Origin of the sequence: Agrobacterium sp. CGMCC 11546 (assembly GCF_013365515.1) — a bacterium.
Classification (GTDB): Bacteria; Pseudomonadota; Alphaproteobacteria; order Rhizobiales; family Rhizobiaceae; genus Agrobacterium; species Agrobacterium fabrum.
This window is the reverse complement of the sequence record NZ_CP047387.1, coordinates 1,531,081-1,543,725: the sequence shown is the minus strand read 5'-3', so window position 1 is coordinate 1,543,725 and position 12,645 is coordinate 1,531,081. Positions and strand designations below refer to the sequence as shown.

The 12,645-nt window shown below is 60.6% G+C and carries 12 protein-coding genes; 6 read left to right on the top strand and 6 right to left on the bottom strand.

From position 1 onward, the window contains the following. The first annotated feature begins 96 nt into the window (after positions 1 to 96). From glmS to GSF67_RS07685, 3 genes are read left to right on the top strand one after another with little or no spacing between them, the layout of a single operon-like run. Complete coding sequence (gene glmS, locus GSF67_RS07695) at positions 97 to 1,923, top strand: glutamine--fructose-6-phosphate transaminase (isomerizing) (RefSeq protein WP_006314296.1); 1,827 nt, start codon at positions 97 to 99, stop codon at positions 1,921 to 1,923. After that, on the top strand, positions 1,920 to 2,423 hold the full coding sequence (locus GSF67_RS07690) for a GNAT family N-acetyltransferase (RefSeq protein WP_006314297.1): 504 nt from the start codon (positions 1,920 to 1,922) through the stop codon (positions 2,421 to 2,423). The genes glmS and GSF67_RS07690 overlap by 4 nt, the downstream gene beginning before the upstream one ends. Positions 2,424 to 2,436: 13 nt before the next feature. Beyond that, complete coding sequence (locus GSF67_RS07685; protein ID WP_006314298.1) at positions 2,437 to 3,105, top strand: DUF502 domain-containing protein; 669 nt, start codon at positions 2,437 to 2,439, stop codon at positions 3,103 to 3,105. A gap of 3 nt (positions 3,106 to 3,108) precedes the next feature. Here GSF67_RS07685 and GSF67_RS07680 read toward each other — a convergent pair whose 3' ends face one another. The 4 genes from GSF67_RS07680 to recG are packed head-to-tail and all read right to left on the bottom strand — an operon-like array spanning position 3,109 to position 6,191. Next, entirely contained in the window at positions 3,109 to 3,492 is a 384-nt protein-coding gene (locus tag GSF67_RS07680) for a type II toxin-antitoxin system VapC family toxin (RefSeq protein ID WP_006314299.1), read from the bottom strand. Next, on the bottom strand, positions 3,489 to 3,746 hold the full coding sequence (locus GSF67_RS07675) for a type II toxin-antitoxin system Phd/YefM family antitoxin (RefSeq protein ID WP_006314300.1): 258 nt from the start codon (positions 3,744 to 3,746) through the stop codon (positions 3,489 to 3,491). The genes GSF67_RS07680 and GSF67_RS07675 overlap by 4 nt, the downstream gene beginning before the upstream one ends. A gap of 54 nt (positions 3,747 to 3,800) precedes the next feature. Continuing rightward, a complete protein-coding gene (locus GSF67_RS07670; RefSeq protein WP_006314301.1) occupies positions 3,801 to 4,073 on the bottom strand; it encodes a hypothetical protein in 273 nt (90 codons plus the stop codon). A gap of 12 nt (positions 4,074 to 4,085) precedes the next feature. Continuing rightward, entirely contained in the window at positions 4,086 to 6,191 is a 2,106-nt protein-coding gene (gene recG / locus GSF67_RS07665) for an ATP-dependent DNA helicase RecG (protein ID WP_035215884.1), read from the bottom strand. Between the two features lie 187 nt (positions 6,192 to 6,378). On the opposite strand from recG, the gene GSF67_RS07660 reads away from it, so the two are divergent. The 3 genes from GSF67_RS07660 (at position 6,379) to GSF67_RS07650 (ending at position 10,933) form a co-directional block, all read left to right on the top strand. Beyond that, complete coding sequence (locus tag GSF67_RS07660; protein WP_035215887.1) at positions 6,379 to 6,690, top strand: succinate dehydrogenase assembly factor 2; 312 nt, start codon at positions 6,379 to 6,381, stop codon at positions 6,688 to 6,690. Positions 6,691 to 6,693: 3 nt separating this feature from the next. Further along, positions 6,694 to 10,191: a transcription-repair coupling factor gene (gene mfd / locus GSF67_RS07655; RefSeq protein ID WP_006314304.1), complete on the top strand. Its 3,498-nt coding sequence runs from the start codon at positions 6,694 to 6,696 to the stop codon at positions 10,189 to 10,191. Positions 10,192 to 10,588: 397 nt separating this feature from the next. After that, positions 10,589 to 10,933, top strand: coding sequence for a hypothetical protein (locus GSF67_RS07650; RefSeq protein WP_006314305.1), 345 nt, complete (start codon positions 10,589 to 10,591; stop codon positions 10,931 to 10,933). A 59-nt stretch (positions 10,934 to 10,992) separates the two neighbouring features. On the opposite strand, the gene GSF67_RS07645 is transcribed toward GSF67_RS07650, so the two are convergent. Both GSF67_RS07645 and GSF67_RS07640 read right to left on the bottom strand, forming a co-directional pair. Beyond that, a complete protein-coding gene (locus tag GSF67_RS07645; RefSeq protein ID WP_006314306.1) occupies positions 10,993 to 11,925 on the bottom strand; it encodes a DMT family transporter in 933 nt (310 codons plus the stop codon). Positions 11,926 to 11,976: 51 nt separating this feature from the next. Next, positions 11,977 to 12,645, bottom strand: coding sequence for a DsbA family oxidoreductase (locus GSF67_RS07640; RefSeq protein ID WP_006314307.1), 669 nt, complete (start codon positions 12,643 to 12,645; stop codon positions 11,977 to 11,979).

The following is a 12,645-nucleotide window of genomic DNA, read 5'->3' as shown; positions in this document are numbered from 1 at the left end:
TGCGTCAGAATAAAAAGGTGGAGTATTTTCGCATTTCAGGGAAAGGCGGAAATACTCTGGAAGTTTCGGCGAAGAGATCGCCGTCTGGAGAAATATATGTGCGGAATTGTCGGAATTGTCGGAACCCAGCCCGTTGCTGAACGGCTTGTCGATGCGCTGAAGCGCCTCGAATATCGCGGTTACGATTCGGCGGGTGTCGCCACCATCGACAATGGCGCGATGGACCGGCGCCGGGCGGAAGGCAAGCTGTTCAATCTGGAAAAGCTGGTTTCGGAAAAGCCGCTGCCGGGTGTCGTTGGCATTGCGCATACGCGCTGGGCGACCCACGGCGTGCCGAACGAAATCAACGCCCACCCGCATTTCGTTGATGGCGTTGCCGTCGTGCATAACGGCATCATCGAAAACTTCTCCGAATTGCGCGAGGAACTGAGCGCCGAGGGTGCAACCTTTACCACCCAGACCGATACCGAAGTGGTGGCGCAGCTTCTGGCGAAATACACCCGCGAGGGGCTTGGCCATCGCGAAGCAATGTTGAAGATGCTGAACCACGTAACGGGCGCCTATGCGCTGGTCGTGATGTTTCAGGACGATCCCGGTACGCTGCTTTCGGCGCGTTCCGGCCCGCCGCTTGCCGTTGGTTACGGCAGGGGCGAAATGTTCCTGGGGTCCGACGCGATCGCGCTTTCGCCCTTCACCAACGAGATCACCTATCTGGTCGATGGCGACTGCGCCATCGTGACCCGGGACGGCGCGGAAATCATCGATTTCTCCGGCAAGCCGGTGAAACGCGAGCGCCAGATTTCGCAGGCGACGGCTTTTGTGGTCGACAAGGGCAATCACCGCCATTTCATGGAAAAGGAAATCTATGAGCAGCCGGAAGTCATTTCCCACGCGCTCAGCCACTATGTGGATTTCGCCACCAGGACCGTGAAGGACGCCGATAAGGCGATTGATTTTGCCAGCCTTTCCGGCCTTGCCATCTCCGCCTGCGGCACGGCCTATCTGTCAGGCCTGATCGGCAAATACTGGTTCGAGCGTTATGCCCGCCTGCCGGTGGAAATCGATGTTGCCTCGGAGTTCCGTTACCGCGAAATCCCGCTTGTTCCCACGCAGGCGGCGCTGTTCATTTCGCAATCTGGCGAAACCGCCGATACGCTGGCGGCCCTGCGTTATTGCCAGCAGGAGGGGCTGAAGATCGGCGCGGTGGTCAATACACGCGAATCGACCATGGCGCGCGAATCCGATGCGATCTTTCCGATCCTCGCCGGGCCGGAAATCGGCGTTGCCTCCACCAAGGCCTTTACCTGCCAGCTTGCGGTGCTTGCTTCGCTGGCCGTTGCCGCCGGCAAGGCGCGCGGCACGCTGAAACCGGGTGAAGAAAAGCAGCTGGTGCAGCAGCTGATCGAGATGCCGCGCATCATGAGCAAGGTGTTGAACGTCATCCAGCCGCAGATCGAGGCGCTGTCGCGTGACCTGTCGCGCTTCAAGGATGTGCTTTATCTCGGCCGTGGCACCAGCTTCCCGCTGGCGCTGGAAGGCGCGCTGAAACTCAAGGAAATTTCCTATATCCACGCCGAGGGTTATGCCGCCGGCGAGCTGAAGCATGGGCCTATCGCGCTGATCGACGAGAATATGCCGGTTATCGTCATTGCCCCGCACGACCGCTTCTTCGAAAAGACCGTGTCGAACATGCAGGAGGTCGCCGCGCGCGGCGGCCGTATCATCTTCATCACCGATGAGAAGGGCGCCGCTGCCTCCAAGCTCGACACCATGGCGACGATCACGCTGCCCAATGTCGACGAACTGATCGCGCCGATGGTCTTTTCGCTGCCAATCCAGCTGCTCGCCTATCACACCGCCGTCTTCATGGGCACGGATGTGGACCAGCCGCGCAATCTGGCGAAATCGGTGACCGTGGAATGATCATCCGGCCGGAGCGGCAGGGTGATGAAGAGGCGATTGCTCGCGTTACGGAAGATGCCTTCCGTAACGTCGAACACCGTAGCGGGACAGAACAATTGATCGTCGCGCGACTGCGGGACGCCGGCGCTCTGACGGTTTCACTGGTTGCGGAAGACAGCGAAGGCATCATCGGCCATGTCGGTTTCTCGCCGGTGACGCTGTCGAGTGGCGAGACCGGCTGGTTCTGCCTTGCGCCGCTCTCCGTTACACCGGAAAGGCAGGGCGAAGGTGTCGGTTCGAGGCTGGCGCGTGACGGGCTTGCCGCGTTGGAGCGGCTGAGCGCTGCCGGCTGCGTCGTTGTCGGCGACCCCGCCTATTACGGCCGCTTCGGTTTTCACCCTGTCGCGGGCCTGAGTGCCGAGGGGATTCCTGACGAATATTTCACAGTTCTTCGCTTGCATGGCGGAACTCCATCCGGCATTGTCGGTTTTCATCCGGGTTTCGATGGCGACAACGCTTAATTCCGAACGGTAAATGACCGATATTCCAGTCAAAATTTCATTCGCAGCCCGTCTGCGCAACAGCTTCCTGACGGGTGTTCTGATCCTCGCACCTGTCACCATCACCATGTGGCTGGTGTGGAGTTTCTTGCAATGGGCAGATAGCTGGGTCAAACCCTATATTCCCGCCCGTTACGATCCCGAGCAATATTTCGATGTGGCGATCCCCGGTTTCGGGCTCTTGATTGCCGTCATCGGTATCACGCTCATCGGCTTTCTCGGCAATAACCTGATCGGCAAATGGATCGTCGGCGTCGGCGAATCCGTTCTCAACCGCATGCCGCTGGTGCGGCCGATTTATAAAAGCATCAAGCAGCTGTTTGAATCCGTGCTGAAGGAGCATTCGAACTCCTTCAAGAAAGTCGGCCTGATCGAATTTCCTTCTTCCGGCACCTGGGCGATGGTTTTCGTATCCTCAGAAGTCAAGGGTGAGCTTGCACACCGTTTCAATGAGATGGGCCAGCAGATGGTCGCGGTCTTCCTGCCGCCGACCCCGGTGCCGACGGCCGGTTTCCTGCTGTTCGTGCCGAAAGACAAGATCGTGATGCTGGACATGACGCCGGAGGACGCGGCGAAACTGTTGATATCAGGTGGTCTGGTGGCCCCGGACTTCACGCCGCCGAAGGTGATCGCGCCGGTTTGAGGCTTAAAGAACGCTGGCGATGTCGGTTTGAGAAAAGTCATTGCCGACATAAAGTAAAGGGCAGCCCTCTGTTTTCGCCAGTTCGTAGGCGAAACAGTCACCGAAATTCAGCCCTGCGGGGTGAACGCCCTTGCCCCACATACTATAAGCTTCGGAAATGCCATGCACTGATTTGGGGGTGACGTGTCTGATTTCGACGCTCAGCGCTTCGATCAGCATTTCGAACGCCCGGCTCCGGTTGCGCCGTTGCGCGACGGTCATGGCTTCCGCAAGCGTACCGGCGGAAATGAGCAGAGGCTCGTCCGTTGCGAGCGCTGCGGCACAGGCGTTTGCTCCGGGTTCTTCAAGCAGGATCGCCATCAAAGCCGACGTGTCGATGACGATCATTTAGGGAGGCCGTCGTCGTCGTAGAGAAAATCCTGACTATGTGCGGCGTCAGGGCCGTCATCGGCTTTGGTTGCTATCGCCGCACGCACTTTTGCAAGTGCGGCCCTGCGGGATGCCGCATTTCCCGCTGTAGCCACCGGAACCAGTCGCACGGCTGGATGACCATGCCGGGTGAGAATGATCTCATCTCCCGCTTCGGCGCGGCGTACCAATTCTGTAAGCTGACCTTTTGCCTCAGTCACGGATATCTGCATGGCTAACCTCAAGCGTAAAAGCCTGACATAAGTTAGACTATTCAGTGGACCAAATCAGTCTTCGTCATCCAGATCGTCCACCTCTGTCCCCGTGGTAGTCGCGTGGAAAACCGGAACGAAAAGCCGCATATAGACCAGCCGCACGGTCCAGCCTTCTTCCATCGCCTGCGCCCAGGCGCTCTTGCGGCCGGGTTTCTTGAATTGTTTGCCGATTGCCTTCTTCTGGCTTTTGGCGAAGGTGTCAGGTTGCAGGATATTCTGCGGCGAGCAGAGCGCATAACCCTTGCGGAAGGCGGGCGGTGGGCGGCGTGGGTCGATCATGTTCATGATTGTTCACTTTCAGCCGGCATGCAGGAAGCGGATCGCTTCGTCGCGGCGGTGCAGATAGAGCAGGGTGCGCAGGCTTTCCCCGCGCGGACCGGTCAATTCGGGGTCGCGCTCGATGACATAGGCCGCGTCCTTGCGGGCGATTTCCAAGAGATCGGCATGGGCTTCGAGGCTGGCGATACGGAAGCCCGGCGTGCCGGACTGGCGGGTGCCGAGCAGTTCGCCTTCTCCGCGCAGCTTCAGATCCTCTTCCGCGATCAGGAAGCCGTCCTCGCTGTCACGCAGGATGGAGAGCCGCGCGCGGCCGTTTTCGCTGAGCGGCCCCTTATAGAGCAGGATGCAGGTGGAGGCCTCATCGCCACGCCCGACCCGGCCGCGCAGCTGGTGCAGCTGGGCAAGGCCGAACCGTTCGGCATGCTCGATGACCATGATCGTCGCATCCGGAACGTCGACGCCCACTTCCACCACCGTCGTTGCCACCAGCAGCCGGGTTTCGCCACTCTTGAAAGCGAGCATGGCGGCGTCCTTCTCCGGGCCGCTCATGCGGCCATGGATGAGGCCGATATTTGCGCCGAGCACCTGCGAGAGAACCGCATGGCGCTCCTCTGCCGACATCAGGTCGGACTCTTCCGTTTCCTCAACCAGCGGGCAGATCCAGTAGGCCTTTTTGCCGTCCTTCAGCGCCGCACGCAGACGCTCGACAATATCGCCGATGCGTTCGGTGGGGATTGTGACCGTCTGGATGGGTTTGCGGCCAGCCGGTTTTTCGGTGAGTTTCGACACATCCATGTCGCCGAAGGCGGCCAGAACCAGCGTGCGCGGAATGGGGGTGGCGGTCATGACCAGCATATGCGGCGTGATGCCCTTGGCGGTGAGGCGCAGGCGCTGGTGCACGCCGAAACGGTGCTGTTCGTCCACCACGGCCAGCACGAGGTTTTTGTAACTCACGCTGTCCTGAAACAGTGCGTGCGTGCCGATGACGATCTGTCCTTCCCCTGATGCGACGCGCTCCTCGATTTCGCGGCGTTCCTTGCCCTTGGTGCGTCCGGTAAGCACCTCGACCGTGATGCCTGCGGCATTGGCGAGTTTCGAGATGGTGGCGAAGTGCTGGCGGGCAAGGATTTCAGTCGGCGCCATCAGTACCGCCTGTCCGCCGGCCTCCACCGCCGTCGCCATGGCCATCAGCGCTACCAGCGTCTTGCCGGCGCCGACGTCGCCCTGCAGCAGCCGCAACATGCGGTCTTCGCCGGCCATATCGGTCAGGATATCTTTCACCGCCGCGCTTTGGCTTGCCGTCAGCGAGAAGGGCAGCTGCGACAGGATTTTTGCGGCGATATCACCCTTGGTGCGGATCGGCTGGCCCGCCACCTTGCGCAGTCTTTGGCGCACCAGCGCCAGTGATAGCTGCCCGGCGAGGAATTCGTCATAGGCGAGCCGTCTGCGCGCCGGGGCCTGCGGGTCGATATCTGCGCTGTCGCGCGGGTCATGCAGCTCGCGGAAGCTCGATGCGACATCGCCGAAACCCTGTCGGGTCTTGAGCGTCTCGTCGATCCACTCCGGGAAGACCGGCAGCTTCGACAGCCCACCTTCGATCGCCCGCCGCAGCACTTTCGGGGAGAGCCCGGCCGTCATGGGATAAACCGCTTCCACCAAGGGCAGGTTTTCCGCCTCGGAAAGCTTCACCATGAAATCCGGGTGTACCATGGAGGCGCGGCCGTTGAACCAGTCCACCTTGCCGCTAACGAGAACCTCTTCATCGACGGGCAGGGCCTTGGACAGCCAGTCGCCCTTGGCGCGGAAGAAGGTCAGCGCCAGTTCGCCGGTCTCGTCATGCAGGAACACGCGATAGGGGGCGGAGCGATTGCCTGCGGGTGGCGGTTGGTGCCGGTCGACGCGTCCCTGAATGGTGACAATGGCGCCGGGGGCGGCAAGCGCGATGCCCGGGCGGTTACGCCGGTCAATGACGTTTGATGGCGCGTGGAACAGGAGGTCGATCACGCGGGTGTCGTCGGCGCTTTCCCGGCTCAGCAGTTTTGCCAAAAGGTCGGCAAGCTTCGGCCCCACGCCGGCAAGGGTGGAGACGGAAGCAAACAGCGGATCGAGAATGGCCGGGCGCATGGTCAGCAAAATCGGGGAAGGGGACGCGTTATGCAAGACGCGGGCCTCGACAAACGCGGTTTATCACCGGCAGATTTTAGCCGCCGTGGCATTATTTCGATAAAAACCGGTTTCAAGCGTTCGCCTCCTGTTCTATAGGAGGTCGCAATCAACATCCTGTTGAATAGCCAACCGAAAGGTGAATGCGATGACTGGACTGGTGCGCACGAGCGCTGACCTCGATCCGAGGCGCAGGCGGATACTTTACCGCTGCTGGCACCGGGGCATTCGCGAGATGGATCTTGTGCTCGGGCAATTTGCGGAAGACAATATTGCCGGGCTTTCCGACGAGCAGCTCGACGAGCTGGAAATCATCATGGCGGGAGAGGATAACGACCTTGTCCAGATGGTGACGGGCGCGCAGCCGGTGCCGGAAAAATTCCAGACGCCGCTGTTTGAGAAGATCGCCTCCTACCGTCCCGATTTCGATCTCGTCACCGCCGAAACCCTGAAGGCCTGAAACATGATAGCCGGATTCGATGCAAAGCTGGTGGCGTCGGCCGATACGCCGCTGACCATCGGAAACGTACCATCAGGCATGGAAGCCCTGCTGCTCGCCGACATGGCGCGGGCGGGGACATCGGTGGCTTACGTGATGTCGGACGGCCAGCGGGTCGCCGATCTCGAACAGATCCTTGGTTTTGTCGCGCCGGATATTCCAGTGCTGACGCTGCCGGCCTGGGACTGTCTGCCCTATGACCGCGTATCACCGAGTGCAGACACATCGGCGCGCCGGCTGGCAGCGCTTGCCGGCCTCATCAACCACGCCAAGAAGCCGCATCCGGCCATCGTTCTCGTTACTGTCAACGCCATGCTGCAGAAGATGGCGCCGCGCGACGTCATCGAAAGCCTCGGATTTTCGGCCAGGCCCGGCAACCAGATCCGCATGGAGGACATCGCCGCGCGGCTGGAGCGCAACGGTTTCGACCGGGTGGCGACGGTACGCGAAGTTGGCGAATTTGCCGTGCGCGGCGGCATTCTCGATGTCTTCGTGCCGGGCACCGAAGAGCCGGTGCGGTTGGATTTCTTCGGCGATACGCTGGAAAGCATCCGCACCTTCGATCCGGCCAGCCAGCGCACCATCGCGCAGGCGCGCTCGCTTGATCTCAATCCGATGAGCGAAGTGACGCTGACGCCGGATACGATCGGGCGTTTCCGCAAGAACTACCTGTCGCTGTTTGGCGCTGCGACCCGCGACGACGCGCTTTACCAAGCCGTGTCCGAGGGTCGCCGTTACGCCGGCATGGAGCACTGGCTGCCGCTGTTTTACGAGCAACTGGAGACCGCCTTCGACTATTTGAAGGGTTTTCGTATCGTCACCGATCATACAGCGAAGGAGGCGGCGAAAGAGCGCTCCAAGCTGGTGCTTGATTATTACGAGGCTCGCCGCGCCTCTGGCGAAACCAAGGGTTCGACACAGGGCGCGCCTTACAAGCCGGTGTCACCGGGGCAAATCTATCTCGACGGCAAGAGCTTCGAGGCGGCGCTTGCGAGCGTCAATGCGGTGCGGCTGACGCCCTTTAACGAACACGACAGCGAAGGCCGCCTGGTCGCGACGCTCGACGCCCATGTCGGTCCGCGCTGGGCACGCCCACCGACAGAGGGCGATAGCGAAGAGCGGGTCAATGTTTTCGATCTGGCGGTAAAGCACATTGCCGAGCGCCGCGCCAAGGGCTGGAAGGTGCTGATAACAGGCTGGTCGGAAGGTTCGCTTGACCGGCTGTTGCAGGTGCTGAACGAGCACGGGCTTGAGAAGATCAAGCCGGTGACATCGCTGAAAGAGGTGGAAAAACTCGGAAAGGGGGAGGCGGCTTGCGCGGTTCTCAGCCTCGAAGCCGGGTTTGAGACCGGAACGCTCGCTGTCATCGGCGAGCAGGATATTCTCGGCGATCGCATGGTCCGCCGTTCCAAGCGCCGCAAGCGCGGCGCGGATTTCATCGCGGAAGTGGCGGGACTGGACGAAGGTTCGCTCGTTGTTCATGCCGAACACGGTATCGGCCGTTTCGTCGGCCTGCAGACCATTGAGGCGGCGGGTGCGCCACGCGCCTGTCTTGAACTGCATTATGCCGACGACGCCAAGCTGTTCCTGCCGGTCGAGAACATCGATCTTCTCTCGCGTTACGGTTCTGACGCTGCAGAAGCCACGCTCGACAAGCTCGGTGGCGGCGCATGGCAGATGCGCAAGGCCAAGCTCAAGAAGCGCCTGCTCGATATGGCCGACGAGCTTATCCGCATTGCAGCCGCGCGTCTGGTGCGCCATGCGCCAGCGCTTATTGCACCGGACGGGCTTTACGACGAATTTGCCGCGCGTTTCCCCTACGACGAAACCGAGGATCAGTTGAACGCCATCGAAGCGGTCCGCGACGATCTCGGTGCAGGTCGGCCGATGGATCGCCTCATCTGCGGCGATGTCGGTTTCGGCAAGACCGAAGTGGCCTTGCGCGCCGCCTTCCTTGCCGCCATGAACGGCGTGCAGGTGGCGGTCGTCGTGCCGACGACGCTTCTGGCGCGGCAGCATTTCCGCACATTTTCGGAGCGCTTCCGTGGGTTGCCGATCCGGGTGCAGCAGGCCTCGCGGCTTGTGGGTTCCAAGGAGCTGGCGCTTACCAAAAAGGAAGTGGCGGAAGGAAAGACCGATATCGTCGTCGGCACCCATGCGCTGCTCGGCGCGGGCATCAGCTTTGCCAATCTCGGTCTTCTCATCATCGATGAGGAGCAGCATTTCGGTGTGAAGCACAAGGAGCGGCTGAAGGAGCTGAAGAGCGACGTGCACGTGCTGACGCTTTCGGCCACCCCCATTCCGCGCACGCTGCAACTGGCCATGACCGGGGTGCGCGAGCTGTCGCTCATCACCACGCCGCCTGTTGATCGCATGGCGGTGCGCACCTTCATTTCGCCCTTCGATCCGCTGGTGATCCGCGAGACGCTGATGCGCGAACATTATCGCGGTGGCCAGAGTTTCTATGTCTGCCCGCGCCTTGCCGATCTCGCCGATATCCATGCCTTCCTTCAATCGGATGTGCCGGAGCTGAAGGTGGCGGTGGCGCATGGCCAGATGGCGGCGGGCGAACTGGAAGACATCATGAACGCCTTCTATGACGGCAAATATGATGTGCTGCTGTCCACCACCATCGTCGAATCCGGCCTCGACGTGCCGACCGCCAATACGCTGATCGTGCATCGTGCCGACATGTTCGGTCTCGCCCAGCTTTACCAGCTGCGCGGTCGTGTCGGTCGTTCCAAGGTCCGCGCCTTCGCGCTGTTCACCCTTCCAGTCAACAAGGTGTTGACGACGATGGCGGAGCGGCGGTTGAAAGTGCTGCAATCGCTCGACACACTCGGCGCCGGTTTCCAGCTTGCCAGCCACGATCTCGATATTCGCGGCGCGGGTAATCTGCTCGGCGAAGAGCAGTCCGGCCACATCAAGGAAGTCGGCTTCGAGCTTTACCAGCAAATGCTGGAGGAGGCCGTGGCCGAAGTGAAGGGCGACGAAGAGGTGCGCGACAGCGGCTGGTCGCCGCAAATCTCGGTTGGCACCTCCGTCATGATCCCGGAAGATTACGTGCCGGACCTGCACCTGCGCATGGGCCTTTATCGCCGTCTCGGCGAGCTTGCCGATATCAGCGAGATCGACGGTTTCGGTGCAGAAATGATCGACCGCTTCGGCCCGCTGCCGAAGGAAGTGCAGCATCTGCTCAAGATCGTCTATATCAAGTCGCTCTGCCGCACCGCCAATGTCGAGAAGGTAGATGCCGGGCCGAAGGGCGTCGTCGTGCAGTTCCGCAACAAGGAATTCCCCAATCCGGCAGCGCTTGTCGGTTACATCGGCAAGCAGGGATCCATGGCGAAAATCCGCCCGGACCACAGCCTGTTCCTGAACCGCGATCTGCCGACGCCGGAAAAACGGCTGACGGGTGCGGCGATGGTCATGACGCAGCTTGCGGAACTGGCGCGGTCGTAAATTTGAGCTTCGGGGGTTGCCCGTTCGACAACTGACCGAAGGTGGGTGTGGCTTACCCCCCCTCTGCCCTGCCGGGCATCTCCCCCACAGGTGGGGAGATCGATATGCGGCGAAGTTTTGCCCATCTTGACGTTGGAGAATGAAGCGGTGACAGCGCGTCTTGCCGATCTCCCTCCTTGTGGGGGAGATGCCCGGCAGGGCAGAGGGGGGTAAGCCACACCCTCCTTCGGCTCATTATCCATTGGCCAATCCTCGGAAAACCCAGCCCGCAAGGCTCAGCGACATTACGGCGATGTAACGAAACGGACATGTCTCGGTAGTCTCCGCGGGCGTAATCTTTCCCTCATACCCGGTGCGGCGGATCAGTGGATGCCGCCGGTTATGAAGGAGCAGGACGATGTGGACCAATATCAACAGGTTTGCCACCGCTGGTCTGGTTGCTTTGACAATTGCGGGCACCACAATTGCCACCACCAGCCAGGCGGAAGCGCGCAATAATTTCGGCCGCGGCCTTGCCGCCGGTATTGCCGGCACGATCATCGGCGGAGCGCTTATCGCCGGGGCAAGACATCCCGGTTATGCTTATGGGCCCGCGTATTACGCTCCGGCCTATGGTCCGCCAACCTATGCTGCGCCCGTCTACGGTCCGCCGGTTGTGTACCAGCCAGTTTATCCGCGCTGCCACATTGCCTGGAGGCAGAATGCCTGGGGCGACATGTATCGGGTCAGGGTTTGTGATTGATCGAATGCCATTCCGGCGACGTGAATACGCGTCGCCGGTTCTAATGCATTCTTAAGGCGTCAGTGCCCATCTTCCGGTGTAATGCCGACAGCCACGTTCTGGTCGGTCGCGGCAATGGAGGCGGGCAGCGGCACTTTTCGCTGCTTTTCGCGGATAAGCGTCAGCAGGCCGGAGCCGACGATGAGAGCGATGCCTATGAGCATCCATCCGTCGATGCGGTCACCGAAAATCAGATAACCGAACAGGATGGCCCAGAGCATCTGGCTATATTGCGTCGGGCCGATCATGGCGGCGGGCGCATATTGGGCGGCATACATGACCAGTACGTTGCCGAGAGCGCCGAGCAGGCCGTATCCTGCCAGGAGCAACCATTGCTCGCCGCCGGGCATGACAAAGGTCGGGATCATGGCGACACCCGATATGGCAAGACAGCCGAGAACGCCGGCGCCGTAGAGTGATACGTTTTTTTCCGATGGGCCCATGGCGCGGAAGATGACGATGCTGAGTGCACCGCCGAAGCCAGCGACGATGGCGCCAAGATGGCCGACACCCAATTCGCGGAAACCCGGGCGCAGAATGATGAGCACGCCAAGGAAACCGATGATGACCGCAGACCAGCGGCGGATGCCTACCTGTTCCTTCAAAAACACAACGGACATGATGGTCACGAAGGAAGGCAGCAGGAAGATCAGCGCGAAGGCCTCGGCCATGGAAAGATGAGTGAAGGCGGTGACGCTGCCCACCGCGCCGATACCGGCGGAAAAAAAGCGGATGATCCACAAGGGGCGGTTCGTCGTCTTGACGATGTCCACCCAGCGGTCGTTGCGCTTGCGGATGAGGGGCAGTGCGACAAGCCCGAACATTGCGCCAAAGAAGGCCGATTCGATCGGCGAAATCTGGCCTTCTATGAGTTTAACGCTCGCGTCGCTCCATGCGTAGGCAGCGAAGGCGGCAAAGGCAAGCAGAATGCCTTTCAGGGTCTGGTCGGACACGGGAAAACACCAACAGTTTATCGATCAGGGCAAGCTGCCGGTGTTCGACCGTCAGTTCATCGACTTATGCTCGTCCGACTTGATTTTTGCAATATCCCGCAGTGCAGCAATCAATACATCAGGTGTTTGTGCACCGCTGATGGCGTATTTCTGGTCAACGATGAAGAACGGTACGCCGGAAACACCCATCTGCTGCGCCGCGTCAATTTCGGCGATGACCGTGTCCTTGTCGGCGTCGGAGGCGAGAAGCCGTGCCACCACCTTGGCATCCATGCCTGCCTTCCCGGCGATATCGGTCAGAACAGCGTGATCGCCAATATTGCGGCCTTCCTCGAAATTCGCCTTGAACAAAGCGGTGACGATCCTTTCCTGGACGTCGCGGCCTTCGGCATGGGCCCAGAGCGACAGGCGGTGGGCGTCGAGCGTGTTCGGGCCGATCTTGATCGCATCGAAATCGTAATGGATGCCGACCTGCTTGCCGAGTTCAACCAGCGAGGCATGGGCCTGTTCGAGACGCTCCTTGCCGAGCTTTTCCTCAAGCGCGGCTTTCTGATCAACGCCTTCAGGCGGATAGTCCGGGTTGAGGCGATAGGGGCGCCAATTCACATCGACGCTGATTTCATCCTGCACCTCGGCAATGGCGAGATCGAGCCTTGCCTTGCCGAGATAACACCAGGGGCAGACCATATCCGATACGACGTCGACAACGATGCGTTCCAT